This window comes from Ornithinimicrobium faecis, from assembly GCF_023923225.1.
Taxonomy (GTDB): domain Bacteria; phylum Actinomycetota; class Actinomycetes; order Actinomycetales; family Dermatophilaceae; genus Ornithinicoccus; species Ornithinicoccus faecis.
Window position 1 is genome coordinate 4,538,183 of sequence record NZ_CP099489.1, and the last position, 24,720, is coordinate 4,562,902.

The window sequence follows — 24,720 nt, forward strand, 5'->3', positions numbered from 1 at the left end:
ACCGCGTGCGATTAGGGGCTGCGTTCCAGCGACTGTGGTTCGGCAACGCCTTTGGCAACCTGGCTGACGGTCTGGCGTTCGTCACGATCCCCCTGGTGGCCGTCGCGCTGACGTCGAGCCCTGCGCTGATCGCTGGGCTCGCGACGGCCTATTCGTTGACCAGGCTCCTGGTGACCGTGCCCATCGGGGTGTATGTCGACCGCCTGGACCGGCGCACGCTGATGTGGACCGCAAACCTGCTGCGCGGGCTCGCTCTGGTGGCGTTGGCCGGGCTGCTCTTCGTCGGTCAACCCTCGATCTGGGTCCTCTATGCGGTGTATTGCTTCGTCGGCATCATGGAGAACGTCGCGGACAATGCTGCGGTCGCGATCCTGCCCGATCTCGTGGCCGAGGATCAGCTGGACAGCGCCAACAGTCACATCTCGAGCGTGCAACTGATCGCCGACGAGTTCGCCGGGCCGCCCCTGGGTGGCCTGCTGTTCGGCATCGCCGCCGGGCTGGCCGTGATCACGACCGGCTCGCTGTATTGCCTGGCTGCTCTTGCCTTCCTGCTCCTGCCGCGCAAGGGCCCCGGCCCCGACGTGGACCTCGAGGAGCCACGACCTGGCCTGTGGGCGGAGGCCGTGGAGGGCTTGCGCTGGATGGCGGGGCACGCACAGATCCGGACCCTCGCCGGCATCGGAGCACTGGCGAACTTCGCCTACATGGTGCCCTTCTCGATCCTCGTGCTGTTCGCCCTGGAGCGGTTGCACCTCAGCGCCGCTGGATACGGCGTCCTGCTCGCCGTCAGCTCCCTCGGCGGTTTGGTCGGTGCTGCCGTGGCTGCCTCGGTGCGACGCCGGCTCGGATATCGCTTCACGATGGCGCTCAGCATGGTGCTCGGGTCGGCCACCCTGCTGGGTCTGGGGTTCACCACCAACCCTGTGGTGGCCGGCCTCCTGCTCGCGCTCTACATCCTGCACGCGACCGTCTACAGCATTGCCGCCACCTCACTGCGGCAGCGCCTCGTCCCGGCTCACCTGCGCGGCCGGACGTATGCCGGGTCCCGCGTGCTGTCCCTGACCGGCCTGGCCCTGGGCGGTGCCGTCGGGGGCGTGCTGGCCGAGACGCTCTCGCTGGCGGCCCCGCTGTTCGCCGGCGGGATCGCCTTCGCCGTCGCGGCCGTGTGGGCGACCTCCCTCAAGGTCGACGGCCCGGCGCCGCCTGAGGCGTAAGAGTTGGGTGGGCAGTCCCGGCTTGCCGGGTGGGCGGACCGGGCCTGCCGGCTCACGCAGCGGAGGTGTCGACGCAGAGAACGCCGGTGTTGCCGTCCTGGTCGGCAATCACGGTGAGTGAGGGGGCGTTGCTGTCGTCGACGATGGTGCCACCAGCGGCGACGGCCGTCGCGATCCGCTCCTCGGCCACCTCGGGGGCCACATAGACCTCGAGGTGGAACCGCTGACCCGGTGGCTTCTGCTCGTTGGCCTCCCCGAACCACAGGTTGGGCACCCGACCCAAGGCGTCGCGGATCTCGTCGCCCCCGGGGGTGCCCCTGCCCTGGTCCTCGGCATTGCCGGTCAGGAGGGCAACCCACACCGGGGCGATGGTCGCGGACTGTGCCGTGTCGAGGCCGAGCTCGATGTGGCTGACCGAGCCCGGGTCGGCGACGAGCTGCTGGTCAGCAGCGATCTGGGTGATCCGTCGCGCGAGGTCAACATCCAGCTGCGTCACCCACTGGACGGCATGCTCCGTGCCCTCGTCGTCGCGGTAGATGGCGTCGTCGCTGACCAGCTTCAGGTCGACGTAGCCCCGACCGATCGACGCGCTCGGGTGGTGTCCGAGAGCCTCGCCGGCCTCACCCACAGCGGCGACGAAACGCACGCCGGCCCGGAAGTCGTCGACTACGTAGCGGGCGTGCAGCCCCTGGGCCAGTTTGCGCCAGTCGGTCAGGTGAGCTGCGGCAATCTGTTCACCCATCAACATGTCCATTGGATGGTGCCTCTCGTCCGGCTTCGAACCTGTCACGGATGCGCAGGCACGTTCATCGACATCACGCAGTTTTTCAGTCCCTTGGGTCGGACATAGGTGAAGCCGAGTCGTTCGTAGAGTTGACGGGTGCCGTTGTGCCGCTGCACGAGCGCGTCAAAAGCTGGCCAGGTCTCGGTGGTGAGAGGCGTGACTTTCAACGTCGCGTCGGAGTTCACCAACCCACCGTAGGGCGGGTGGCCCGGTCCCGCACGTGCTCGGATCACCGAATTCGGTTGCTCCGATGGCCCCGCTCGTGAACCATCAGCGCTGTGACAGACGCGAAACAGGCCAATGAGTTTGACAACCCCCTGGCCGCAGCGATCTACGACCTCGCGGAGGGCTCACGTGAGGACCTCGATCACTACGCCACCATCGTTGAGGACCTCGGAGCCCGGTCTGTGATCGACGTCGGCTGCGGCACCGGGGTGCTGGCGATCCTCCTCGCAGGACGCGGGTGTGCCGTCACGGGGGTTGACCCTGCTGGTGCCATGCTCGACGTGGCCCGGGCCAAGCCGGGAGCCGAGCAGGTCCGGTGGGTTCACGGGACTGCCGAGGACCTGCGAACGCTGGTCCCGGACGCGAGCGCCATCGGCGAGCAGCAACCCGGCCCGCCTGTCGACCTTGCCGTGATGACCGGCAACGTCGCCCAAGTCTTCCTCACCGACGAGGAGTGGCTCGGCACCCTGCGTGCCATCCACGACGCGCTCGTGCCGGGCGGCCATCTGGTGTTCGAGACCCGAATCCCTGAGCGCAGGGCCTGGGAGGAGTGGGCCACGTGGGGCTCGTCAACGTTCCAGGTCGACGGCGTCGGGGAGGTGCGCGACACCTTCGAAGTAATCAGTGTGGACGAGCCTTATGTGACGTTCCGGGCCGACAACACGTTGCCCGATGGCTCCGTGGTGCCCAGCGAGTCGACGCTGATCTTCCGCTCAATGCCCGAACTGGAGCGGACCCTCATCGAGGCCGGCTTCGCGATCCGCGAGGTCCGCGACGCCCCCGACCGTCCCGAGCGGGAGTGGGTCGTGATTGCCCAGCGGTCCGCGAGGGGGTGACCCAGGCCCCAACCTTGTTCCGACAGTTGGATTCAGCGCGGGGATGACGCAGAGTCAATACTCCCTTGCCACCCCGGTGGGGCGGGACTACGTTGCGGAGATGGGCTCGCGACTGCAGGCAGTGGCCTTCGAGGCGGAACACCCAGTTGAGGCGGCACGGTTCTGGGCCGAGTTGCTCGGTCGGGAGGCTATCGAGGATGCCAACGGCGTGCTGCTGCCGGGCGAGGACGCCCAGCTCGGCCTGAGGTTTGTCCCGGGCCGCGCGGGCCAGCTCGGCGCGAACCGAATGCACCTGCACGTCACCAGCGCCGACCTCGACGAGCAACGCCACACGGTGGCCACGGCGGTCAGGCTCGGCGCCGACCACCTCGATGTCGGGCAGCGACCTGAGGAGCGGCACGTCGTCTTGGCCGACCCAGCAGGCTACGAGTTCTGTGTGATTGAGCCCGACAACGGCTACCTGGCCGGATGCGGCCCACTGGGTGAGCTCACCTGTGCGGGCACGAGAGAGGTCGGCCTGTTCTGGAGCAAGGCACTGGACTGGCCCCTCGTCTGGGACCGGGGCGAGCAGACGGCAATCCAGTCTCCGCGCGGCGGCACGAAAGTCGCCTGGGACGCGTGGGACAGCACCCCTGCGGCCCAGGCAGAGCCACACCAGCAGCGCTTCGAGTTGCTTGCGGTGGACGGTGACCAGCAGGCGGCTGTCGACGAGTTGATCTCACTCGGCGCCGCTCAACTCGGAGCCCACAATGACGGCACCGTTGTCCTGAAGGATCCGGACGGCAACGAGTTCTCCGTGCGGCCGACGGACGTCACGTCGGTCGTGCAGAGCAGCTAACTCGCAGTCACGGCAAAGACAGACGGACAGAGACGTGTTGCACGCGGGCTGATGCACGCGATGGCTTGGCGAAAGACGAGGTGTCGGCCGGCACCTCCACGGAAGCGTGAAGTTTGCTTGACAGTCCGCGGCCTGACCGGATGATTTGCCTTATGGCGAGGGACGCAGCGCGACCTGCCCCAGCTGTCTGCCGTCGTGGCCGATGATCGCCAGCTCCTGGGCCCGCCGGCCCGGCCAGGCGACGACGCATCGCCCGTGCCATGGCACCGACACCTAGCCGGGCCAAGTCCCACACCCGACCCCGACGACCGAGACGAACGGACTTCACAAGCACATTCGAAGACGAAACGCAACGTAGGCGTATAAGGCAGAGCCACAACCGAAATCCCGGTACAACCGCCTGCGCGACCGGCGGCTGAAGCGCTCGTCTGGCGGCGCACCACCGGGGTCTACTTGCAGCCCTACTCGAACCCAGTCGGGACGACCCGTGTGGTGCCTTACCGGCTACTCGGCCGCCGATCAGAAGGTTACCGGTTGCGGCAGTTGAGGACGCCACCGCGTGCAGCGCGCGGCGAATCCGGTGAGTACGGCGTGCAAGCGGCTGTTCTGCGCGTAGCCTCTCGCGTGTGATCGTGGGCGTCCGGCATGGTCTCGCGTTAGGGGTGTGCGACAAGCGTGCGCTGGTAACGGTACCTACGCCGAAGCCCCCGCCCGGCGCAGCCTTTCCACCCCGGCGACTGACTCTCCGTGAAACCTCCGGTCTTCGAGCTGAACCTGTGGTGCGGGACCTGCCCCGCGCTGTTCAAGAAGTTGAACGAGCCCCCGATCGCCTCCCTGGGACTAACGAACCAGCGTCTCAACACAGGTCTCGACCGAATCGACGACGAAGTGCTGCGCACATACGGCAATGTCCTGCCCAAGTCCGTATACACGGTGCTCCTTCTGGAACTCACCCCTCAGCTCGTGAGGCCCGGAACGTCGTCTGACTACTTCAGTCATGAGCAGGTCGCCACGTGGGGCGTCGACCCTTTTGTTGGGGCGCCCGAGGATCCAGGCACCCCTTACTACAGGACGTTTGAAGCGCCGGTCGATGACAACCGACATCTGTACGGATTCGTGGTGCCGATGGTCCCGCCCGCCTGGAACGATAGAGAACGAACGCCGACTACTTAGACGGCGGGACATCGCCCGCCACCGCCGTCGCCTATTCATTTTTGGACGTTCTCCAACCGGCGATGGACGAGGGGAAGGACTACTACGAGCATTGGGTGGTGTCCCACTTCCTACTCGACGGTCACCACAAGATCGAGGCTGCGGCCGCGTCCCTCCGGCCGACCCGGCTTCTCAGTCTGGTCGACGAACGAATCAGCATCGCTTCGCGCCAAGAGGTCGAGTCGATGGTCGTTGCCCGTTCACAGCCGCGCCAGGCAAGATGGTGAGTCCGACAATTCGGGGCCGGACCATGTGCCCCGTATTCGGCACGACCGCGCTGATCGAGGCAGCAGCGTGCGGCCACGCTCAGTGCGGCAGTTGCGTGCAAGCCGCTCAGCCAGATCAGGCGACTTGGACCCTGTTGTCCCCGATGACGTATTCGATCGCCATGTCTCCGCCGACAGCCTGGAGGTAGTTGCGGATGGTGCCGATCTTGGCGCTGTCGAGGTCCCCGCTCTCGATTTTCGAGACCTGGCGCTGGCCGACACCGATTCGCTCAGCCAGCTGGGCCTGGGTCAGCCCAGCCTCCTCACGCAGCTCCCGCAGTCTGTAGGCGCGCACCTCCGTGAGCATGCGCCGCTTATGCTTCTCGACCTGCTCCCGATCCACCGGGTGCTCGGCGAGGAAGTCGCTGATGGTCTTGGCCATACCGCTCACTGCCCTTCCAGTCTGCGCAGGTGCTCATCGAACAGGTTGTCCGCGAGGGGAATGTTCTTCTTGTACCAACGCTGCCAGTTGCCAGCTTTGTCACCAGCGAGCAGCAGAATGGCCTGCCGCTCTGGGTCGAACGCAAACAGGATGCGCAACTCGGACCTCCCCGACGACCCAGGCCGCAGCTCCTTCATGTTGCGGTGCCGAGAACGGCTTACCGTGTCAACGACAGGTCGTCCAAGCTGTGGCCCGCGGTCTTCGAGCAACTCCATCGCAGCAACAACCTGCTCTTGAGATCCTTGGTCTAGAGAAGCGAGCCATTCCGCGATGAGCTCGATGTCAACGCTCCACATCACCCCACTCTAGACCCTCCATGGTCTGAACGCCAAGCTGGAACGTGCGGCAGGAGACATCCGCAACTCAAGCAGAGTCGCGATGTCACGACCACGGGCAGTCGAGCGATGTCACGAACCTGCTCGCCCTGCGGATCGGGAAGCGTCGGGGTGAGCGCCTGCTTTCGGCGGGTAGGCGTCCTGGCGTGCCTCGCGCGCCAGAGACTCGGGGGCGGGCGCACGGACGGAGTGGCGGGTCAACTGTCGGCATGCGGGGAAGACTGCACGTCGGGTCCGGTCCGTTCGGGTCACTGCCGGGCCACCTCGATGACGCTTGGGGAAGGACAGGTTCCCCCAGAACTGAGCTGCCTGCTCGCCGGAGGCGAGGTGTCCAATCGAGCAGAGCCAGGCGGTTAGCACCATGCCGTGGGTCGCTACAACCAGGTCACCATCCGGAGCTCCGCGGACAGCGGCGTCGAACCGCGCTGCTGCGGTAGCTGGTCCTTCCCAGTTCTTGTGCCGCTCGTCGAGCAGTCCGGCGACCCACGCGCGTCGCCTCGGCTTGACGTCCGCTTCCATCGCCTCGTTCGGCCGCTGCACCTCGTTGAATCGGGAGTCAATCTTGAAGGACCCAGGGAGTGCGAGTTGCAGGGTCTCCTGGGCCTTGCGTTCCGCGGAAGCCCAGCGGTGGGCCTCAGGTGGAAGCTGCCCCCGCAAACTTTCCGCGGCGGCACGGCCTTCACTCGAGAGAGCCCAGTCCTGCGGCAACACTGAGCGGTCGAGATGCGGCATCGCGTGACGCAAGATCAAGACTCGACTCACGACAGCCCTCTCACAGGTGCAGGCTATGCGACATAGACGTACCAGTTAAGAATAGTTCGCTGCATCTTCTCGACATTGTCGAGGTGCAGCGAAGACTGCACAGCCCGGCCCCGGCGAACCTTGCACGATCAGGGCCTCCCGGCACGTGCTGTGAAAAGTAGCGCGCCTCGTGGCAGGCTTGTCGGATGGAGCCGAAGGTGGAGTTGAACAGGTGGCCCGGGTCCCGTCATGAGAACGCTCCCAACCGTCATGTCCTGGTCCTGCCGGGGAGGGGCTACACCGTCCAGTTGCCCGGCCTGCACCTGCCGATGCGCACGCTGGCTCTACAGGGGTGGCAGGTGTGGACGGCGACCTGGTCTGGGATTGACGGGCTGGGCGACCTAGAGGCAGTCGAAGCCCTTGTGGTCCGAGCATGCGAGACCTTCGAGCAACGGATGGGGAGGCTGCCCCATCTGGTGCTCGCCAAGTCGATGGGCACGCTGGCAGCAGGCTGGGTCGCGGATCATGATTTGCCGGCAATCTGGACTACGCCGCTGCTCAATGTCGAGGGCTGTGTTCGTGACCTCGCGCGTTCGGCAGCGCCCGCCCTACTCATCGGCGGGTCCGACGACTCTTCCTGGGACGACGCAGCGGCAGCCATGACGGGCCTGCCAAGCGTGATCGTGCCCGGTGCTGACCACAGTTGGGAGACAGGGCACTGGCGCGAGGAGTTAGCTGGCCTCGAGCAGCTCTGCGAGGCGGTCGAAGAGTTCGCTGCTCGCCTTCAGCCGGTGACTTCCGCAGGGTGATGCCCCTCCCTGACGCGACCGGGTCAGGCGGGATGCCAGTCTGGCGGGTGCAACAACCGGTTCGTCATCGTCCGGGAGCGACGGTCAAAGTCAGGCGACCCGGGCGATGCCCATCATATGGTTGGTCATGTCTCTGATCCCGGGGATGGATCCTGTCCGCCGGACGATCGCGAGGGCAGCCTCGACCAGGTCGGGGTCAGTGCCGGAGATCTGTTCCAGAGCCAGCCCCGCGGATCCCTCGATGGCGTGGACCTCCACCTCGAGCAAGCCGGCCTCTGCGAGTTCCTGGGCCAACTCCTCTCCGGTGTGGAAGTGGCCCGCCGGGAAGCGGCCGTAGGAACCAGGAACTCCACTTTCCAGCAGTTGGACCCACTCTTGGGGGTAGGGAACTGGGACATCCTGGGCGAGGCTGAAATCGGCGTGCCGACTGAATCTGGGGATGGCTGCCGCGAAGACCCACCCGCGGGGTCGAACGACGCGGGAGGCTTCCCGCAGGCAGAGGAGCCGGTCAGCAAGGTCGTGCAGGTGGTACAGAGGGCCGAAGAGCAGGGCCACGTCAAAGGAGTTGTCGTCGACGTCGAGGTGGCGCGCGTCGCCGACACGGGCCTCAAACGTCCCACGCTCTTGCGCCTTGTCCACCTGGGCCTGCACCGGGTCGAGCAAGAGAACGGAGTGGCCCTTGTCGGCCAGGGGCGCTGCGTGGACGCCGGAAGCACCGCCGATGTCGATGATGCGCGAGGAGGGCGTGATCCGTTCCGTCACCAGTTCCTGGGTGCGGATGAACTCGAGCGCTCCCTGGGCCGACCGTTCCACGAGGCGATCTGCCTCGTCAAACACGCGCGAGTAGTACTCCTGAATGGCGGTGTCGATGCTGACCTGCTCCATGGCTCGCAGGCTAATCCCTCAACAACGAGGCGACAACGGGCGCCACCGTCTCATAACATGATGTTGGCAAAACGCCCGAACTGCATCACTTCAGCTAATTTCTGGAATCAACGGCCGTTCTTACAGTCTTGAGTGCATCTCGACAAATGTTACATAGGGAGGTGTCGAGATGCAGCGGAGGTCGTACAACCCTGAGCGGCGAACCTTGCACGATCGAGTCCACCGCGGCTGGTCGTGCAAGGTAGGCGGTTCACTGTCAGCGGCAATAGCGTGCAGCGAAGTGAAAGACGGTACCTGGCGACGTAGACGATGCTCGCGGCAGAAGGATAGGCTTCTGCGACCACCGCTGATGATCGGGCCATATACGGGCTGGCCTTGGTGGACTAGCGGCGTTGGCGAGCCCAGAGCACGGACGCGATGCCTGTGGCCGCAACAGTGAGGAGCAGCCACCACACCGCGCGGGCTACCTTGCCGGTGGCCATCATGACGGCGTCGCTTTCAAGGAAACTCTCAGCGACGTGCAAACTGTTCAACGTTGCCACCGCGAACACCACGGCCAAGGCGGTAAACAGACTCGCGGGATTGATCCAGCGGTCTGCCCAGCGAGGCCGTGCGGTGGGTTCCAATGCCTGTGCCTGCATGTAACAACGCCTCTTCTCATCTGTGCGGCTGCCTCAGGACGCTAGCGTGTCGCGGATGGTGGCGCCAGCCACTTAATTGCCCGACCCACCGTCTCGCATCGCCATGCGGCCACGCTACGCGGCATGAGAGTGAATCTTGAGGCATGCTTTTCGGATGAACAAGTGGGAGGCCGACGGACGCCGGTTCGAGGTGCTGATGGCGTCGGATATCGTCCGTGACGGCATGGCCCTCGAACTCTCGGACCTGGATTCGGAACGGGGGTCCGGGCCAGCCCTCGAGATCTTCTGGTCTGACGCGGACAAGACATTTACGTTCTTCGCTCACCGCGCCATCAACATTCCGCTGGAGATCCTGTCTCGCTTTGTTGACGAGGCCGTGCGCAGTCTGCCGCCGAGCAGCTGACCGCTTACGTGCGGTGCGGGCAGCGGCACTAGGCGTGCGACCACGCCCCCTGCGGCAAATGTCGGACGAACGTAGCAGTCCTCCGCGCGGCAGAGTCGGACGGTTCTTAGGGTGACCGGCGGGCACCGAGTGTGCACGCGAGGTGCCGGCGCTCTATGAGGGGTCGGCGGACGGGCTCGGCTGACTGACCGCCACAGCCGTGAGCTCCTTCACGAAGGCGTCCTTGCCAGCAAGGTAGGCCGGTCGGTCGGCAGGGTGGCGCGTCGCCAGTATTTCTTTGATCTGCGCGTAGCGCCGACGCCAACTCGCGTCTCGGCGCAGGAGATCACGGGTGGCGATCATCTCGTCGATTGCCGGGTGTCCCTCGCTGAAGAGGTGGACATGGGCGGCCCTGCTGTCGTTCTCCACCAGGCGAAGGAAGCGGCGGTCCGGATCATCTGCGAAGGTGCCCGGCCGGTACTGAAGCCCTGCCTCTTCCAACGCAGTCGTCGCCGGTACTAGGTGGCCCCTGGGTACGGTCACCAGGACGTCCACGCAGTTCTTCGCCGCTAGACCAGGCACAGAAGTGGAACCAACATGCTCAACCTTCGCCCCGGAAGGCAGCACGGGCGCCCACATGTCACGAAGAGCTTCAAAACGGGTGGCCCACGAAGACTGGTAGGGCACAAAGTTGAGTTCACCGAGCATAAAAAAAATCATAGGCGACGATCCAGGAGTCCCTCGTTACACGCTCATCGGCATGAGAGTGAGATCGCGCGTAGACAGGAGCGCTTGAGGAAGCCATCCCATCGGGCGATCACGCAGTGTGATGCTTCGGATCACGCCAGCCTATTGCCGCATACGAGTGGCGTTTGTGCGGAGTTCGCTGAATCTCGACAGACATCGACACAAGCGCTCACTAGAAGCTGCTAGCCATATTCGTGAATCGTGAGTAGTGGCCCTGGAAAGCGACTGTGATTGTGTCGGTCGGGCCGTTACGGTGCTTGGCCACGATGACGTCAGCCTCACCTTCGCGTGGCGACTCCCGCTCATACATCGATTCGCGGTGAAGGAGGATGACGACGTCAGCATCTTGCTCGATCGAGTTGTGAACGGCGATCCCGTTTGCCACGAAGTTGTGGGTGCCAAGCACTGTGGCGTCGAAAACTTCCTCGACACCCTCCAGCTCGATCGAAGTGACCCGGTCCCAGAAGACGTCGTTCGTCGCCTCCATCTCCAACTCAGCGCTATCCAAAACCGTCGCCACTCGGGCGAGGCGCTCCCGGGAAGGCGCTGACTTGTAGAGCGTGCTGCCGCAGTGATGAGTGCCTAACGCAGCCTGGAACTCCCGGGTCGTCATCCCCTGCTCCGTCATCTCCGCGCGAACTGCGTCCCACACCTGGATGGGCACCGTGTCGACGTTGGTGTTCGCCTGGCAGTCGCGGATGATTTCGAGCAGCGCCGCCGCCGAGGCCGACCGCCCGCCATGGACCCCGATCTCCTGCAGAAAGCGCCGCTGACTGTCAGCTCCCGAGATGTCGATCGTGTAGCCGTCCTTGTAACCACTTTTGCGGACGGTCCGAGTACGGGTGGAGATGCCAAAGCGCAGCAAGAGGGTGGACAGGTCATCGACCAGGGTGCGGCTGGTCGAGTGGTAGTAGATCCGTCCACCGCGCTGAGACTTGTTGACCGTGACCGAGCCGTCGGTCGCCCAGATATGACGCAGGAACAGCGCGATCTGCGGCTTGGGCGCATGGAAGAGCCCCGCTGGAACAAACTTCTCATGACTCCGCAGACCAAACAGCCCCAGCCCATCGAGCCACTCTGCGATCGGGTTGCGACGACCACGTGCGAGCCGGTACGGCGCTCGCAGACGGAGAGTTGTGCAGCGTGCAGCCGGATAGTCGTCACGCACCGCCATGACCCCGAAGTGCAGCGCGGCACGCGTCACCGCGCGCAGGTTCTCCTCATCAATGGATGCATAACGCAGTGGCTGCCTCTTGACGAACGAGCCATCACCGATCAGGTGCGCAAGCAAAACCACCTCGTCGTCGGCCCATGGCTCATGCTGCTCTGGGGCGGGCACGTGCCGCGGGACCGCCAGGCGGTCACTCGTGCGGAGGTCGCCCAGCGCGCGCCACCCCTCGTAGGTCAGGAAACGGTGGTTCTCCGTCGCACGGATCGTCTTGCCCGACGCCAACGTCATCCGGAACACCGGCTTCTGCCCGGTCGAGAAGACGTGGGTCACGTGGCGTCGCACATAGCGCAGGGAGTCATCGAGTGCCCACACCGGGACGTCACGCTCCCCCGACTGATGCAGGTCGCCCAGGGTGACTTGTGCGCCAGTGTCGGCTCGGAGCACCCTGGTGTCAGCGGTGAGGCATCCAGACTCACGAAGGTCTGACATCTGCGGCTTCTTGTCGGTGCGCTGCTCGGGGCCACGGTTGAGCTGCGAAAGAGCAATGACGGGCACCTCGAGCTCCTTAGCCAGGAGCTTGAGCGCACGGGAGAACTCCGCGACCTCCTGCTGACGGGACTCGACACGCTTGCCCGAACTCATCAGCTGCAGGTAGTCAACGATGACCAGCTTGAGGTTGTGGCGCTGCTTGAGCCGGCGGCACTTGGCCCGGATCTCCATCAGAGACATATTGGGGCTGTCGTCGATGAAGAGCGGTGCGCCGTGGATGCGGCCCTGCGTCTCGGCGATGCGGGCCCAGTCCTGGTCACGCATCGTGCCCTTGCGCATGTGCTGCAGCGCGATCTCCGACTCGGCAGACAGCAGTCGCATGGTGATCTCGGTGCGGCTCATCTCCAGGCTGAAGACAACAGTTGCCAGGTCGCTCTTAATGGCAGCGGCACGGGCAATATCCAAGGCAAGGGTAGATTTCCCGACAGCCGGCCTAGCAGCGATGATGACCATCTGTCCGGGGTGCAAACCGTTAGTCAGCTCGTCGAGATCGGTGAAGCCGGTCGGGACCCCGAGCATCTCCCCCGAGGTGCCTGCAGCGTGTTCGATCTCGTCCATCGTCGGCTCGAGCAGCGCTGATAACTGGTGATAGTCCTCGCCCCCGCGCTTGTCCGCGACGCTATAGACCTCTGCCTGAGCCAGGTTGACGATGTCATCGACGTCACCGCCACCTTGCGCATAGCCCATCTGCACGATGCGCGTGCCAGCCTCAACCAACCGGCGCAACACCGCGCGCTCGGCGACGATCTCGGCGTAGTAGCCCGCGTTGGCGGCAGTCGGGACGCCATTGATGAGTTGATAGAGGTAGGGCGTGCCGCCGATGCGGGCCAGATCACCGCGCTTGCTGAGCTCGTCGGACACGGTCACCGCATCGACCGGCTCGCCACGTCCGTAGAGGTCGAGGACGGCCTCGTAGATCGACTCATGAGCCGGGCGATAGAAGTCCACGGACTTCAACGTCTCCACGCAGTCCGCGATCGCGTCCTTGGACAACATCATGCTGCCCAGCGCGCTCTGCTCAGCCGCGACGTCCTGCGGGGGCAGCCGGTCCTCCGGGGGCCCGTCGGGGACCTCGGAGTAACTCGCCTCCAGCTCACTGAGCGACATACGCCTCCCACTCCCGTCGAGTCACTCCTGCACCACTTGCACCACAGCACACCACCGACCACTGACAGTGGTTCCAGGCACGCTGAAGCGCACGGAGCCCAGAGGCTGTCTTGGTGATTGAGCCACGCTACGGCTAGTGGCGTGGGTCCCCAAACGCGCCTGTGGATAACTCTGGGGATCACCTGTGCAGGAGGTTGTGTCTCGTCGTTCACAGTCTGTGCACAGGCCTGTGGACAACGAAAATGTTTGTCGCTCGAAGAGGCCCTGACCTGCGGAAACTCTAGGCCCCGGGTGTGGACCAGAATTGGTCGAGTGGCTCCGTCCTAGACTCCTTGCGTGCCGACCGACCACCGCCGAGAGATCCTGCGCCTCGCCGTCCCGGCCTTCCTTGCACTCGTTGCGGAACCGCTGTTTCTGTTGGCAGACAGCGCCATTGTGGGTCATCTCGGCACCTCCTCGCTGGCCGGGCTCGGCGTCGCCAGTGGCGTGCTGCTCACTGCCGCAAACATCTTCGTCTTCCTCGCTTACGGCACCACTGCGGTCGTCGCCAGGCGCACTGGTGCCCATGACGAAAAGGGCGCTCTCGCAGCGGGTATCGACGGAATGTGGTTGGCGCTGCTCCTCGGATTGGGGGCCACCGCAGTCCTGGTCGCCTTCGCCGAGCCGCTGCTGCGGGTGTTCGGCGCCTCCGACGCGGCGGTGGCCGAGGGCGCGATCTATCTGGCGATCAGCGCGTTCGGCATCCCGGCCATGCTCGTGGTCCTCGCCGCGATGGGAGTGCTCCGGGGGCTCCAGGACACCCGCACCCCCATGGTGGCGGCCATCGCAGGCTTCACGGCCAATGCGATCTTGTCCTTCGTGCTGGTTCACCCGGTCGGCATGGGCATCGCCGGAGCAGCCTGGGGCACGGTCATCGCCCAGACCGGGATGGCCCTCGCCCTGGGCGCCGTCGTCGTCAGGGGCGCCCGTCGTCTGCGCGTTCCGCTGAAGCTGCACGGCCAGGGCGTGCTCAAGGCCGCCAGCGGTGGAGTGCCGCTGTTGGTCCGCACCCTGGCGCTGCGTGCGGTGCTCCTGCTGACCACCTGGGTCGCCGCCGGACTCGGGGAGCCTCAACTGGCGGCCCACCAGGTCGCGTTGACGGTGTGGAGTTCACTCGCTTTCGCCCTCGATGCCCTGGCGATCGCGGGTCAGGCGATCACCGGAAAGGCGTTGGGCGCCAACGATGTCCCCGCAGTCCGGGCAGCAACGTCCACGATGGTGCGCTGGGGTGTTTGGTTCGGGGTGATCCTGACGGTCGTGATCGTCGCCCTGCACCGGGTGATCCCGCTGGGCTTCAGCACCGACCCTGAGGTGCGGGCCGCCCTGGCGGCAGCACTGCTGATCGTGGCCGCCGGGCAGCCGGTCGCGGGGATCGCGTTCGTCCTGGACGGAGTCCTGATCGGCGCCGGCGACGCGCGCTGGCTGGCGTTTGCCCAGACCGGGTTCCTGCTCGCCTATCTGCCGATGGTGTGGCTGCTGCAGGCCTCCGGCGTCACGGGCACCAGCGGCCTCGTGTGGCTCTGGGTGGCCTTCGGACTCTTCATGGCGATCCGGGCTGCCGGATTGCACTGGCGTGCCCGCGGCGACGAGTGGCTCGTCACCGGCTCCTCCCGATGACGCCACGCGGCTGACTGGAGCGCGGGGTCGGCGTGCACCCAAACCGGCAACGTGAAAGTTGCCCGGGCGTATGCGCAGGTCAACGGGTCGCCCACGATCACCGACGGTGACTTTGCCTGTTCGAATGCACGCAACTGATGGCCGGGAGCGGCTGCGGTCATCCCGCGCGTGTGGGGTGACGGCTGAGGCGGGTCAGCGGGTGGGATTGTCCTCGTCGGCCCCGTCTCCGTCAGCCCCGTCTGCGTCCGCCGCGGTCTCGTCGGCCGGGTGGTCAGCAGGCGGGCCGAGGTGGACGTCTGAGGGCGCGACCTGACCGGTGCGGAAGCCGGCGCGGCCGACCATGTGCGCACCCACGGGGATCGTCAGCATCTGGAAGACACCCACCAGGAGCAGCATGCCGATGTGCAGGCCACTCTCCTTGCTCAGGGCCACGCCCGTCAGCACCAGCAGGACCCCGAGCACCTGCGGCTTGGTCGCAGCGTGCATGCGTGTGAGCAGATCACCGAAGCGCAGCAGACCGATCGCCGCCGTCAGACACAGCAGCGCACCCAGCAGGATCAGCACCATGCCGATGCCGTCGGTCACCGAGTCCAGGGTCCAGGTCATGATCGGCCCTCCTGCTCGGTCCCGGATCGGTCCGTGGCCCCCGGCGCCTGAGCCTGCGCCCGTCCCTCGTCGCGGTCGGGGTCCTTGAAAGTCTCCGGATCGTCGAGGTCGGCGTCTTGACGATCAGGGTCGGCGCCGCCATCAGAAGCAGAGCTGTCGGGGTCGTCAGCGTCCGGGTCCTCGAGGGTGTCGGGCTCGTCGAAGTCCACGGGATAGTCACGATCGCGCGCGACGAAGCGCGCCACGGCGACCGACCCCATGAAACCGACCAGGGACAATGTGATCAGCAGCCCCATCGTGCTCGGGCCCTCCACGAGCGCGGTCTGCGCCCCCAGGGCGCACACGACGATGGAGACCAGCACGTCGCTGGCCACGACCCGGTCCAGCACGCTGGGGCCGGTGATGATGCGCCCCACGGTGAGCAGGGCGGCAGCGACCAACAGGATGCCGATCGCCCAGGTCATGATGTCGGAGAAACCCATCAGCTGGTCACCTCCCGCGCGCGCCGCGGGTTGAGGACGGCCTCGGGATCGGGGTCGAAGGCGCGCAGCACCCGGGCCTCCTGTGCCATCACGCGGTGCCTGATCACCTCTGCCTGCTGGCGGGTGGTGACATCCAGCAGGTGCAGGGTGAGGATCTGGCGCTCGCCGTCGAGGTCGATCACCACGGTGCCGGGCACCAGGGCCACCATCTCCGCGGTGATCGTCTGGAAGAGCTCGTTGTCCGAGCGCAGCCGCAGGTCCACCACGATGCCGCTGACGGTGGGCCCGGGCCGCACGGCCAGCCAGGCCACGTGGACGGACGCATAGGACATGTCCCACAAGAACCGCACGGCCAGCACCACGAAGGCGATCGGGCGGAAGTGCACCCCGACCGTGACCGATGGCAGCGGGAAGACCAGTTGCACCAGGAAGGCCACCAGCACGCCGGCCACCACGTTGCCGAGGGTCACCTCGCCCATCAGCAGCACCCACACGACGGTGAGCATCGCCATCGACATCCCGTGGATGCCGCGCAGCATCCGCCTCATCGCGGCCTCCCCTCACCGAGCACCGCGATCAGATAGGGCTCGCGCAGCAGCAGGTCCAGCGAGGCCCGGTCGGTGATCTCGAACAAGGGCCCGGCCACAAAGGTCAGCGCCAACCCGAAGGCCACCAGCGACACCGTGGGCAGGACGACACCGGCACCCATCGCGCGACCGTTGCCGGTGCTCGCTGGGGTGTAGGTCATGCCCTCGTCCGCCCGGGGAGCCGCCCCCCAGAACGCACGCCCCCAGACCCGCGCCACGGCATACAGGGTGAGCAGGCTGGTGACCACCGAGCCGGCCACCAGGACCATGGGCAGCCAGCCACCCTCAGCGACACCAGCCTGCATCAGGCCGACCTTGCCGAGGAAGCCGGAGAACGGCGGGATGCCGGCCAGGTTCATGGCCGGGACAAAGAAGAGTATGCCGAGCAGCGGGCTGATCTTGGCCAGTCCCCCCAGGTGGGAGGAGGCGGTGGTGCCACCGACCCGCTCGACCAGTCCGGTCACCAGGAACAAGGTGGTCTGGATCGTGATGTGGTGCAGCACGTAGAAGATCGCGGCGGACATGCCCGCCGGGGAGCCCAGGGCGATGCCGAACAGCAGATAGCCGATGTGGCTGACCAGGGTGAAGGAGAGCATCCGTTTGATGTCGTCCTGGGTGACCGCCCCCAGGATGCCGACCAGCATCGTCAGCAGGGCGGCCCACATCAGCACGTTGTTGAGGGTGCCGTCGGGGAACAGCAGGGTCTGGGTGCGGATCAGCGCATAGATGCCGACCTTGGTCAGCAGGCCGGCGAACACGGCCGTCACCGGGGCGGGAGCCGTGGGATAGGAGTCCGGCAGCCACCCAGACATCGGGAAGACCGCTGCCTTGACGCAGAAGCCGAGGATCAGCAGCACGTGCAGCACGACCGCGGTGTCCGTCGGGATCTGATCCAGCCGATCGGCCAGGACCGCCAGGTTCACCGTGCCGGTCGCCGAATAGATCATCGCGATGGCGATCAGGAACAGCATCGAGGAGAGCAGGCTGACGAAGACATAAGTCACCCCGGCCCGCACCCGTGCCTCGGTGCCTCCGAGAGTGAGCAGCACGAAGCTCGCGGCCAGCAACATCTCGAAGCCGACATACATGTGGAACAGGTCGCCGGAGATGAAGGTGGTGGACACCCCGGCCGACAGCACCAGCATGGTGGGGTGGAAGACCGGCAGCGGCGCGTGCCCGTCGCTCTCGTTGTCGAAGGACGAGCGGCCCTGGCCGATCGAATAGCGCAACACGGCCATCGTGACGACGACCGACACGATCACCATCAGCGCCGAGAGCCGGTCCACGATCAGGACCACACCCTCGGTGGGCGCCCACCCACCGACCTGCACGACCTGGGGACCGCGCTGGTCCGCCGCGAACAGCAGGACCATGGTGATCAGCAGGATCACCGTCAGCGTCGTCATGCTGACGATCCGCTGGACGCGCGTGCGGCCCGCCGCGGCCAGGTTGATGCCGGCCCCGACCAGGGGCAGCACGACCGGCAGGGGCACCAGCCAGGAGAAGTCGTTCATCAACGCTCCTCCTCCCCGGTGTCCTCTTCGGCAAACTCGGCCGCGATGACGTCGGCGTCGTCGGTTGACTCGCCGGACATGTCGTTCTCCTCGGCCCGGCGGTGGATGCGGGCCGACTCCTCGTCGTCCTCCAGCAGGTCATCGCGACCGAGCTGCCAGGCCCGGTGCGCGAGCGAGAGCACGAAGGCGGTCATCGCCAGGGTGATCACGATCGCGGTCAGCACCAGGGCCTGCGGGATCGGGTCGGCCATCTGGTCGGGATCACCCTGGTCGAGGATCGGCACGTCGCCGGCCGGGCCGGAGGCGACCATGAACAGGATGTTGATGCCGTTGCCCATCAGCAGGAAGCCGACCAGGGCGCGCACGATCGAGCGCGCCAGCAGCAGATAGACACCGGTGCCGAGCAGCGTGGCGGCGACCAGGATCAAGGTGATGTTGGGACTCATCCGGCCTCCTCCTCGGCGATCTGGTCATCCAGTGCGGAGCCCAGGCTGCGCAGGATGTCGAGCATCAGCCCGATGACCACGAGATAGACCCCGAGGTCAAAGAGCAGGGAGGTCACGATGTGCACGTCCCCGATCAGGGGCAGCGGCACGTCGATGATCCAGGTGCGCAGCGGCGGCTCACCGAAGAACATCGGCAGGATCGCTGAGGCGGCAGCGATGAACAGCCCGCCACCGAGCAGCAGACCGGGCATGACCGGCAGCGCCACGCGCAACTCATAGCCGCGGCCGGCCAGATAGCGCAGCGCCAGCGCGAGCCCGGCGACCAGGCCGGCAGCGAAGCCACCACCAGGGGCGTTGTGCCCGGCGAACAGCAGATAGACCGACCACAACACGATGGTGTGGAAGACGATCCGGGTGACCACCTCAAAGATCGTGGACCGGCGGGTGGGGTCGAGATCCTGCACGGCGGCGATCCACCGCGTCGAGGCGCCGTCGTCGGGAGTTGTCACCCGGTTGCGCCAGCTGTGCCGCAGGGCCCGGCGGGCCCGGATGACGGCGTCCTGCTTGAGGAAGATCAGGCTCGTGACGCCGGTCGCCGCGGCCAGCACCACCGACAGCTCGCCCATGGTGTCCCAGGCGCGCACGTCCACCAGGATGACGTTGACGATGTTGTTCCCGCCGCCATACTCCTTGGCGGTGTCAACCAGCCCCTGGGCGGCCGGGTCGTGGTTGCGCGCGGCAGCGGCGGTGAGCGCGACGGCTGCGACGACCAGACCCGTCGCCAGCCCGAGCAGGGCGCGCAGGCGCCGGGTCAGCACGGTCGGGTTGTCGGGGAAGCGACCAGACAGCCGGCGCAGCACCAGCACGAAGACCACCAGGGTCACCGTCTCGACCAGCACCTGCGTCAGCGCCAGGTCCGGCGCACCGTGCAGCAGGAAGAGCAGCGCGGTGCCATAGCCGGTGACGCTGACCAGGAAGACGGCCCGCAACCGGCGGCGCGCACGGGTCGTGGCAATCGCCGCGATCACGATCACCAGCCCGACGCCGACCTGGGCCGGGGTGTCGAACCAGCGGACGTCCTCAGGCCAGGTCACGCCGCGCACCAGCACGATCGTGGGCAGCACGACGAGCACGAGCAGGATGATCGCCAACAGCGTCGGGAGCGAGCCGCGCTGGAAGCCACCGGTGACCTCGAGCGCCAGGCGGTCGACGCCGCGCACGATGTGCTGATAGGTGCGTCCGGCGTCCAGCGGGACCTGCGCCTTGCGCTGCAGCGCGGCGACCGGTGCGCTCCCGAGGAACAGCGCCGTGCCCAGCACCCAGATCACGATCGACAGCAGCAGGGCGGGCGTGACCGCGCCACTCCACAGGACCAGGTGGGCGGGGTCCTCGCCGGCCGGATAGAGGCCGGTATGCCGTGAGATCAGGTCCTCGAGCCACGGTGCGGCGGGGCCGAGGGCCAGGCCGGCGAGTGCGAGCAGACCGGGGACGGCGACGAGGAGCCACTCCGGGTGGTGGGTCACCGTGGTGACCTGACCGGCGTCGCCGGCCAGCATCGGGTCCTTGCGCGCGAAGGCACCCCACATGAAGCGTGCGGTGTAGCCGAAGGTCAGCACCGAGCCCACCGCGACCATCAGCAGCACGAGACCGTCATAGGACCACCACCCGCCACTCGGGTGCATCAGCGAGTGCAGGGCCGCTTCCTTGCCGGCGAAGCCCAGCACTGGTGGCAGGCCAGCCATCGACAGGCTGGCCAGGCCCGCTGCTCCGGCGAGCCACGGCATACGTCTGCCGACGCCGGAGAGCCGCCGGATGTCTCGGGTGCCCGTCGCGTGCTCGACCGTGCCGGTGGTCAGGAACAGACAGGACTTGAACAGCGAGTGGGCCACCAGCATGCCGAGGCCGGCCACGGTCGTGCCGTGGTTGCCGTAGCCCACCAGCAGGGTGATGAACCCGAGCTGGCTGATCGTGCCGTAGGCCAGCAACAGTTTCAGGTCGTGCTGTCTCAGGGAGCGATAGCCACCGAGCAGCAGGGTGGCCGCGCCCAGGGTGACGATGGTGTAGCGCCAAGCCGGCAGATCGGCATACGCCGGGGCGAACCGGGCCACCAGGTAGATGCCGGCCTTGACCATGGCGGCGGCGTGCAGATAGGCGCTGACCGGCGTGGGGGCGGCCATCGCGCCCGGCAGCCAGAAGTGGAACGGGATCAGCGCCGACTTGGTGATCGCGCCGACCAGCAGCAGCACGACACCCCAGCTGATGAAGGTGCCCGAGCCCGGGTCGGCCAGGATCTCGCTGATCAGGTAGGTGTCCTGGCTCTCGCCGATCATGATCATGCCGACCAACATCGCCAGCCCACCGAAAGTGGTGACCAGCAGCGCCTGCTTGGCCGCCGCGATGCTCGCCTTGCTCGTCGACACATAGCCGATGAGCAGGTAGGACAGGATCGTGGTGAGCTCCCAGAAGACGTAGAGCAGGAGCATGTCGTCGGTGGTGACGAGGCCGAGCATCGCGCCGGCGAAGGCCGTCAACGAGCCGGCGAACAGGCCCAGCCCCTTGGTGCGCTCCTTGTCGTCGAAGTAGTGCGCGCAGTAGAGCAGCACCAGGGCACCGACGCCGGCGACGATCAGCGTCATCAACCAGGCGAGGGTGTCCATCCGGAAGGTCAGCGTCAGGTCGAGGCTGTCGACCCAGAGGAACTCCTCCAGCGGCGGCGCACTGGAGTCGACCCGGGCAAACTGCCACGCGGCATAGCCAGCAGTGATCGCTGGCACCGCCGCGAGCGGCACGAAGGCGCGGGGCCCGAGGAACCGGACGAGGGTCGGCGCGAGGAGGGCAGCAACAGCATGCGCAACGACCAGTGCGAGCATGGGCCTCCTCGAAGTCAGGCGGTGCAGCCGAGGCCCTGGTCAGTGGGAGCCCTCGACCCACGATCCGCTGGGCGGAAGGGGGTTGGAGTCGGGGCTACTTTACCGGGTGAAGGCTCAACCAAGTGCCCTGGTCACCCGGCACGTGGTTCTTGTCACGTGTGAGGTGGCCGGATCCGCTGTTCTCGGCCCCGGGAGCCCCGGGCGGGAGACGACAAAGGGCCGGTCGGGATCTCTCCCGACCGGCCCCTCGTGGGTGGTGCTGGTGGTGCTGGTGGCTCAGGCCTGCTCGACCAGCACGGTGATGTCGGCAGCGACATCGTCGTGCAGGCGGACGTGGGCCGTGTGCTCGCCGACGTTGCGGATTGGGCGCGGCACCTCGATGCGGCGCTTGTCGACCTTGGGGCCACCGGCGGTGGCGATCGCGTCAGCGATGTCACCGGCGGTGACGGCGCCGAACAGGCGACCACCGGAGCCCGCGTTGGCGGACACGGTCACCGAGGAGCCCTCCAGGGACGCCTTGGCGGCCTTGGCCTCCTCCTCGGTCTTGTGGGAACGGGCCTCGCGACCGGCCAGGATCGCGTCGACCTGCTTCTGGCCGCCCTTGGTCCAGGCGGTGCCCAGCTTGCGGGGCAGCAGGTAGTTGCGGGCGTAACCGTCCTTGACGTCGACGACGTCACCGGCCACACCGAGGCCGGACACCGGCTGGGTGAGAATGAGCTTCATCAGATCTCTCCTTGTCCTGGTGCTCAGCGCGCCGAGCTGGAGTAGGGCAGCAGTGCCATCTCGCGGGCGTTCTTGACCGCGTTGGCGATGCGACGCTGCTCCTGCACGGTGACACCGGTCACCCGACGAGCGCGGATCTTGCCGCGGTCGGAGATGAACTTGCGCAGCAGCGCGGTGTCCTTGTAGTCAATCGACTCGATCTTGGCGGCCTTGAGAGGGTTCGCCTTCTTCTTGGGCTTGCGCACAACGGGCTTGGCCATCGTGGTGCTCTCCATTCTGTGAGAGCCCGAGGGGTCACCTCGGGATGGGGTGTTTCAGGGCACCCGGGGAAACCCGGGTGCTGGTTGCGATCAGGGTGTGATCAGAACGGGGGCTCGTCGTAGGACGGGCTGTTCCAACCGCCACCCTGCTGGCCGCCGGCGTTGCCACCGGTGGCCCACGGGTCGGTCTCGGACTTGCTGGCCTGGCCGCCACCCTGCTGGGGAGCGGGCTGCTGGCCAGCTGCTGGCTGGCCACCGAACTGCTGGCCGCCCTGGGCACCGCCCTGCTGGGCACCACCCTGGCCGCCGCTCCAGTTGCCGCTGCCTCCGCCACCGGAGCCACGCTGGGCCTTGGTGACCTTGGCCGTCGCATAACGCAGCGACGGGCCGATCTCGTCGGCCTGCATCTCCATCACGGTGCGCTTCTCGCCCTCGGGGGAGTCCCAGGAGCGGGAGACGAGCCGTCCGGTGACCACGACGCGGGCGCCGCGGGTCAGGCTCTCGGCAACGTTCTCGGCCGCCTCGCGCCAGATGGAGCAGCGCATGAACAGCGTCTCGCCGTCCTTCCAGTCATTGGTCTGCCGGTCAAACTGCCGCGGCGTGGAGGCCACGGTGAAGTTCGCGACGGCAGCACCGGAAGGGGTGAAGCGCAGCTCGGGGTCGGCGGTGAGGTTGCCAACGATGGTGATCGGGGTTTCGCCAGCCATGTCTGAGTCCTTTGCTGTCGGGAGTCGGTCAGGCCCCGACGCGCATCAGCTTGGTGCGCAGAACGGTCTCGTTCAGGCCCAGCTGGCGGTCGAGTTCCTGTGCGGTGGCCGACGTCGCGGTCATGGTGACCACGGCGTAGATGCCCTCAGACTGCTTCTTGATCTCATAGGCCAGACGGCGACGACCCCAGATGTCTGTGGTGTCGACACTGCCACCTTCCTTGGTGACAACAGCGAGCAGCTTCTCCAGCGTGGGCTGGAGATTGCGCTCATCGGCCTCGGGATCGAGGATGATCATGAGTTCGTACTGACGCATGCGTGAACCCACCTCCTTCGGTCTTAACGGTCACGGTCTCTCCGTGACAGGAGGGTTGCATTCGTCCCACCGCTTCGTGCTGACCTCAACCCTGCCAGAGGAGACCGACACGTGCACGAGTCGGTCCACAGGGCAGGCCAGAGGCGGCCGTCAACGGTGAACCCGTCCACGATACCGAGTGGCCGACGCCGCGACCTAATTTCGGTCCGCTCCACGCGCTTCCCGGGTTACGTGCGGCTCAGGCGGCCCGCCCCGCCACCCGCTCGGCCCCACCGGCGTGTCGCGCACTGTGCTGAGATCGTTGCGGCGTGTCGGGGGCTGGAGCACCACGACGGCAGCACCGATCCGGCACCACTGCTGGGTCTCAAGGTGCTCAAGCTGGGCTCTCAAGCATTCGTGCCGAAGGTGTTCTCCAGCCAGCGGGTGATCATCGGCACCACCTGCTCGGGGACCTCGATGTGGTGGAAGTGCCCCGCGCCGACGGTGCGCCCGAGCGTCAGCAGACTCCGGTCCGGCACCAGTTGCTCCAGGCCGCGCTCGGCGGTGGCCGCGTGAATGATCAGGGCCGGCAGGGCGAGCTGCTCGAGTGCCTGGGCACCGTCGAAGGTCGCCATGGCGTTGGCACCCCCGGCGGCGACCTGCGGATGCGTGGCCGCCATCACCTCCACGATCTGGTCATAGTTGACGCGGTCGGTGGGCAGCACCAGGGAGCGGGCAAAGTCACGGCGCAGGTCACCGGTGTGGTCTCGCGACACTGGGTCGACCTGGCCGGCCCAGAACTCCTTGCCCTTCTCGCGCGCAATCGGCGCGGGGTCCAGCAGGACGGCACCGGCCGGCTGCCACGGGCGCCCGGGCGCCTCCCGCAACCGACTGTCTGCGCGGGCCAGTGCGTCGAGGGCGATGAGCCCGCCCAGGCTGTGCCCGATCACCACCGGGGACCGCAATCCCGCTGCCTCACAGGCCGCGACGACGTCGGAGGAGAACTGCGCGATGCTGGTCGCGACCGTGCCGGTGGGTGCGGGCTGGTCTGCGTCGACGCGGCGGGCACCAGCCCCCACGGACCCGTCCTCGTCGAACTCCTGACTCTGTCCGTGGCCGCGCAGATCCAGCGTCAGCACGCGGTGTCGCTTCTCGAGTCGCTCGCGCAACGTCGTCATGGCGGTGCGGTCACAGCACCACCCGTGCACCAGGACCAGGTCAGCGGTGCCGGGCGCGCTGGGGCCGGACACGGCATACGAGATGGGGTTGGTGCGCGCGGTCCCACCGCCGCCGGTGCGCAGGACCCGACTCATGGCCGGGCCGCCGCACGAACATCCTGGACAGTCATGGTCCGCCATCCTGCCAGCGCGCCTGTCGGACGCGTCACACG

At 66.8% G+C, this 24,720-nt stretch carries 27 protein-coding genes; 7 read left to right on the forward strand and 20 right to left on the reverse strand.

What is annotated here, in order from left to right; all coding sequences use genetic code 11:
- Window positions 1-5 precede the first annotated feature (5 nt).
- Complete coding sequence (locus tag NF556_RS20950) at window positions 6-1,214, forward strand: MFS transporter (protein ID WP_252593278.1); 1,209 nt, start codon at window positions 6-8, stop codon at window positions 1,212-1,214.
- Window positions 1,215-1,266: 52 nt separating this feature from the next.
- Here the strand turns inward: NF556_RS20950 and NF556_RS20955 are convergent, their stop codons facing one another.
- Both NF556_RS20955 and NF556_RS20960 read right to left on the reverse strand, forming a co-directional pair.
- A complete protein-coding gene (locus tag NF556_RS20955; protein WP_252593279.1) occupies window positions 1,267-1,968 on the reverse strand; it encodes a 4a-hydroxytetrahydrobiopterin dehydratase in 702 nt (233 codons plus the stop codon).
- A gap of 32 nt (window positions 1,969-2,000) precedes the next feature.
- Window positions 2,001-2,183: a hypothetical protein gene (locus NF556_RS20960; protein ID WP_252593280.1), complete on the reverse strand. Its 183-nt coding sequence runs from the start codon at window positions 2,181-2,183 to the stop codon at window positions 2,001-2,003.
- Between the two features lie 93 nt (window positions 2,184-2,276).
- Here NF556_RS20960 and NF556_RS20965 point away from each other — a divergent pair, with 93 nt between their 5' ends.
- From NF556_RS20965 to NF556_RS20975, 3 genes are all read left to right on the forward strand, one after another.
- Window positions 2,277-3,059 (forward strand): class I SAM-dependent methyltransferase, encoded by a 783-nt coding sequence (locus NF556_RS20965; protein WP_252593283.1) that lies wholly within the window; start codon window positions 2,277-2,279, stop codon window positions 3,057-3,059.
- 43 nt (window positions 3,060-3,102) lie between these two features.
- Window positions 3,103-3,897 (forward strand): VOC family protein, encoded by a 795-nt coding sequence (locus tag NF556_RS20970; protein WP_252593284.1) that lies wholly within the window; start codon window positions 3,103-3,105, stop codon window positions 3,895-3,897.
- Between the two features lie 747 nt (window positions 3,898-4,644).
- Window positions 4,645-5,070, forward strand: a complete 426-nt coding sequence (locus NF556_RS20975) for a hypothetical protein (protein WP_252593287.1) — start codon at window positions 4,645-4,647, stop codon at window positions 5,068-5,070.
- A gap of 381 nt (window positions 5,071-5,451) precedes the next feature.
- On the opposite strand, the gene NF556_RS20980 is transcribed toward NF556_RS20975, so the two are convergent.
- From NF556_RS20980 to NF556_RS21580, 3 genes are all read right to left on the reverse strand, one after another.
- The gene (locus NF556_RS20980) at window positions 5,452-5,757 is read right to left on the reverse strand and encodes a helix-turn-helix domain-containing protein (RefSeq protein ID WP_252593289.1); all 306 of its coding nucleotides are present in this window, start codon (window positions 5,755-5,757) and stop codon (window positions 5,452-5,454) included.
- A gap of 5 nt (window positions 5,758-5,762) precedes the next feature.
- Window positions 5,763-6,113 carry a type II toxin-antitoxin system RelE/ParE family toxin gene (locus NF556_RS20985; protein WP_252593291.1) on the reverse strand — a complete coding sequence of 117 codons (351 nt, stop codon included), beginning with the start codon at window positions 6,111-6,113 and terminating at the stop codon, window positions 5,763-5,765.
- 111 nt (window positions 6,114-6,224) lie between these two features.
- Window positions 6,225-6,914 carry a histidine phosphatase family protein gene (locus NF556_RS21580; protein WP_425607057.1) on the reverse strand — a complete coding sequence of 230 codons (690 nt, stop codon included), beginning with the start codon at window positions 6,912-6,914 and terminating at the stop codon, window positions 6,225-6,227.
- Between the two features lie 185 nt (window positions 6,915-7,099).
- On the opposite strand from NF556_RS21580, the gene NF556_RS20990 reads away from it, so the two are divergent.
- Complete coding sequence (locus NF556_RS20990; RefSeq protein WP_252593293.1) at window positions 7,100-7,702, forward strand: alpha/beta fold hydrolase; 603 nt, start codon at window positions 7,100-7,102, stop codon at window positions 7,700-7,702.
- A 90-nt stretch (window positions 7,703-7,792) separates the two neighbouring features.
- On the opposite strand, the gene NF556_RS20995 is transcribed toward NF556_RS20990, so the two are convergent.
- Both NF556_RS20995 and NF556_RS21000 read right to left on the reverse strand, forming a co-directional pair.
- Window positions 7,793-8,587 (reverse strand): class I SAM-dependent methyltransferase, encoded by a 795-nt coding sequence (locus NF556_RS20995; protein ID WP_252593295.1) that lies wholly within the window; start codon window positions 8,585-8,587, stop codon window positions 7,793-7,795.
- A gap of 383 nt (window positions 8,588-8,970) precedes the next feature.
- Window positions 8,971-9,228, reverse strand: a complete 258-nt coding sequence (locus NF556_RS21000; RefSeq protein ID WP_252593297.1) for a hypothetical protein — start codon at window positions 9,226-9,228, stop codon at window positions 8,971-8,973.
- Window positions 9,229-9,382: 154 nt separating this feature from the next.
- Here NF556_RS21000 and NF556_RS21005 point away from each other — a divergent pair, with 154 nt between their 5' ends.
- Entirely contained in the window at window positions 9,383-9,631 is a 249-nt protein-coding gene (locus NF556_RS21005) for a hypothetical protein (protein WP_252593299.1), read from the forward strand.
- A gap of 153 nt (window positions 9,632-9,784) precedes the next feature.
- Here NF556_RS21005 and NF556_RS21010 read toward each other — a convergent pair whose 3' ends face one another.
- Window positions 9,785-10,318 carry a GrpB family protein gene (locus tag NF556_RS21010; RefSeq protein WP_252593301.1) on the reverse strand — a complete coding sequence of 178 codons (534 nt, stop codon included), beginning with the start codon at window positions 10,316-10,318 and terminating at the stop codon, window positions 9,785-9,787.
- 211 nt (window positions 10,319-10,529) lie between these two features.
- Window positions 10,530-13,184 carry a replicative DNA helicase gene (locus NF556_RS21015; protein ID WP_252593303.1) on the reverse strand — a complete coding sequence of 885 codons (2,655 nt, stop codon included), beginning with the start codon at window positions 13,182-13,184 and terminating at the stop codon, window positions 10,530-10,532.
- 336 nt (window positions 13,185-13,520) lie between these two features.
- Between NF556_RS21015 and NF556_RS21020 the strand changes: the two genes are divergently transcribed.
- On the forward strand, window positions 13,521-14,840 hold the full coding sequence (locus NF556_RS21020; RefSeq protein ID WP_252593305.1) for an MATE family efflux transporter: 1,320 nt from the start codon (window positions 13,521-13,523) through the stop codon (window positions 14,838-14,840).
- 192 nt (window positions 14,841-15,032) lie between these two features.
- Here the strand turns inward: NF556_RS21020 and mnhG are convergent, their stop codons facing one another.
- The 11 genes from mnhG to NF556_RS21075 form a co-directional block, all read right to left on the reverse strand.
- Entirely contained in the window at window positions 15,033-15,446 is a 414-nt protein-coding gene (mnhG, locus tag NF556_RS21025; protein WP_252593307.1) for a monovalent cation/H(+) antiporter subunit G, read from the reverse strand.
- Window positions 15,443-15,928 carry an MrpF/PhaF family protein gene (locus NF556_RS21030; protein ID WP_252593310.1) on the reverse strand — a complete coding sequence of 162 codons (486 nt, stop codon included), beginning with the start codon at window positions 15,926-15,928 and terminating at the stop codon, window positions 15,443-15,445. The genes mnhG and NF556_RS21030 overlap by 4 nt, the downstream gene beginning before the upstream one ends.
- A complete protein-coding gene (locus NF556_RS21035; protein WP_252593312.1) occupies window positions 15,928-16,476 on the reverse strand; it encodes a Na+/H+ antiporter subunit E in 549 nt (182 codons plus the stop codon). Before NF556_RS21035 ends, NF556_RS21030 begins: the two co-directional genes overlap by 1 nt.
- Window positions 16,473-18,029: a Na+/H+ antiporter subunit D gene (locus NF556_RS21040; RefSeq protein ID WP_252593313.1), complete on the reverse strand. Its 1,557-nt coding sequence runs from the start codon at window positions 18,027-18,029 to the stop codon at window positions 16,473-16,475. Before NF556_RS21040 ends, NF556_RS21035 begins: the two co-directional genes overlap by 4 nt.
- Window positions 18,029-18,475 carry a Na(+)/H(+) antiporter subunit C gene (locus NF556_RS21045; RefSeq protein ID WP_252593315.1) on the reverse strand — a complete coding sequence of 149 codons (447 nt, stop codon included), beginning with the start codon at window positions 18,473-18,475 and terminating at the stop codon, window positions 18,029-18,031. The genes NF556_RS21040 and NF556_RS21045 overlap by 1 nt, the downstream gene beginning before the upstream one ends.
- Window positions 18,472-21,345, reverse strand: a complete 2,874-nt coding sequence (locus NF556_RS21050; protein WP_252593318.1) for a Na+/H+ antiporter subunit A — start codon at window positions 21,343-21,345, stop codon at window positions 18,472-18,474. The genes NF556_RS21045 and NF556_RS21050 overlap by 4 nt, the downstream gene beginning before the upstream one ends.
- 276 nt (window positions 21,346-21,621) lie before the next feature.
- On the reverse strand, window positions 21,622-22,068 hold the full coding sequence (gene rplI, locus NF556_RS21055; RefSeq protein ID WP_252593320.1) for a 50S ribosomal protein L9: 447 nt from the start codon (window positions 22,066-22,068) through the stop codon (window positions 21,622-21,624).
- A gap of 23 nt (window positions 22,069-22,091) precedes the next feature.
- Window positions 22,092-22,328 carry a 30S ribosomal protein S18 gene (rpsR, locus tag NF556_RS21060; protein ID WP_252593321.1) on the reverse strand — a complete coding sequence of 79 codons (237 nt, stop codon included), beginning with the start codon at window positions 22,326-22,328 and terminating at the stop codon, window positions 22,092-22,094.
- Between the two features lie 101 nt (window positions 22,329-22,429).
- Window positions 22,430-23,035, reverse strand: a complete 606-nt coding sequence (locus NF556_RS21065; protein ID WP_252593323.1) for a single-stranded DNA-binding protein — start codon at window positions 23,033-23,035, stop codon at window positions 22,430-22,432.
- A gap of 28 nt (window positions 23,036-23,063) precedes the next feature.
- Window positions 23,064-23,351: a 30S ribosomal protein S6 gene (rpsF, locus tag NF556_RS21070; RefSeq protein WP_252593325.1), complete on the reverse strand. Its 288-nt coding sequence runs from the start codon at window positions 23,349-23,351 to the stop codon at window positions 23,064-23,066.
- 386 nt (window positions 23,352-23,737) lie between these two features.
- The gene (locus NF556_RS21075; protein WP_252593328.1) at window positions 23,738-24,643 is read right to left on the reverse strand and encodes an alpha/beta fold hydrolase; all 906 of its coding nucleotides are present in this window, start codon (window positions 24,641-24,643) and stop codon (window positions 23,738-23,740) included.
- Window positions 24,644-24,720 lie beyond the last annotated feature (77 nt).

What these genes read in the sequence shown, in the direction of transcription:
- NF556_RS21010 (WP_252593301.1), bottom strand. Translation starts at nt 10,318, where the DNA reads ATGCTCGGTGAACTCAACTTTGTGCCCTACCAGTCTTCGTGGGCCACC.
- rpsR (WP_252593321.1), bottom strand. Translation starts at nt 22,328, where the DNA reads ATGGCCAAGCCCGTTGTGCGCAAGCCCAAGAAGAAGGCGAACCCTCTC.
- NF556_RS21075 (WP_252593328.1), bottom strand. Translation starts at nt 24,643, where the DNA reads ATGAGTCGGGTCCTGCGCACCGGCGGCGGTGGGACCGCGCGCACCAAC.
- NF556_RS21065 (WP_252593323.1), bottom strand. Translation starts at nt 23,035, where the DNA reads ATGGCTGGCGAAACCCCGATCACCATCGTTGGCAACCTCACCGCCGAC.
- NF556_RS20970 (WP_252593284.1), top strand. Translation starts at nt 3,103, where the DNA reads ATGACGCAGAGTCAATACTCCCTTGCCACCCCGGTGGGGCGGGACTAC.
- NF556_RS21040 (WP_252593313.1), bottom strand. Translation starts at nt 18,029, where the DNA reads ATGAACGACTTCTCCTGGCTGGTGCCCCTGCCGGTCGTGCTGCCCCTG.
- NF556_RS20980 (WP_252593289.1), bottom strand. Translation starts at nt 5,757, where the DNA reads ATGGCCAAGACCATCAGCGACTTCCTCGCCGAGCACCCGGTGGATCGG.
- NF556_RS20995 (WP_252593295.1), bottom strand. Translation starts at nt 8,587, where the DNA reads ATGGAGCAGGTCAGCATCGACACCGCCATTCAGGAGTACTACTCGCGC.
- NF556_RS21030 (WP_252593310.1), bottom strand. Translation starts at nt 15,928, where the DNA reads ATGGGTTTCTCCGACATCATGACCTGGGCGATCGGCATCCTGTTGGTC.
- NF556_RS21005 (WP_252593299.1), top strand. Translation starts at nt 9,383, where the DNA reads ATGAACAAGTGGGAGGCCGACGGACGCCGGTTCGAGGTGCTGATGGCG.
- rpsF (WP_252593325.1), bottom strand. Translation starts at nt 23,351, where the DNA reads ATGCGTCAGTACGAACTCATGATCATCCTCGATCCCGAGGCCGATGAG.
- NF556_RS20985 (WP_252593291.1), bottom strand. Translation starts at nt 6,113, where the DNA reads ATGTGGAGCGTTGACATCGAGCTCATCGCGGAATGGCTCGCTTCTCTA.
- NF556_RS21035 (WP_252593312.1), bottom strand. Translation starts at nt 16,476, where the DNA reads ATGAGGCGGATGCTGCGCGGCATCCACGGGATGTCGATGGCGATGCTC.
- NF556_RS21015 (WP_252593303.1), bottom strand. Translation starts at nt 13,184, where the DNA reads ATGTCGCTCAGTGAGCTGGAGGCGAGTTACTCCGAGGTCCCCGACGGG.
- mnhG (WP_252593307.1), bottom strand. Translation starts at nt 15,446, where the DNA reads ATGACCTGGACCCTGGACTCGGTGACCGACGGCATCGGCATGGTGCTG.
- NF556_RS20990 (WP_252593293.1), top strand. Translation starts at nt 7,100, where the DNA reads ATGGAGCCGAAGGTGGAGTTGAACAGGTGGCCCGGGTCCCGTCATGAG.
- NF556_RS21045 (WP_252593315.1), bottom strand. Translation starts at nt 18,475, where the DNA reads ATGAGTCCCAACATCACCTTGATCCTGGTCGCCGCCACGCTGCTCGGC.
- NF556_RS21000 (WP_252593297.1), bottom strand. Translation starts at nt 9,228, where the DNA reads ATGCAGGCACAGGCATTGGAACCCACCGCACGGCCTCGCTGGGCAGAC.
- rplI (WP_252593320.1), bottom strand. Translation starts at nt 22,068, where the DNA reads ATGAAGCTCATTCTCACCCAGCCGGTGTCCGGCCTCGGTGTGGCCGGT.
- NF556_RS20955 (WP_252593279.1), bottom strand. Translation starts at nt 1,968, where the DNA reads ATGGACATGTTGATGGGTGAACAGATTGCCGCAGCTCACCTGACCGAC.
- NF556_RS21050 (WP_252593318.1), bottom strand. Translation starts at nt 21,345, where the DNA reads ATGCTCGCACTGGTCGTTGCGCATGCTGTTGCTGCCCTCCTCGCGCCG.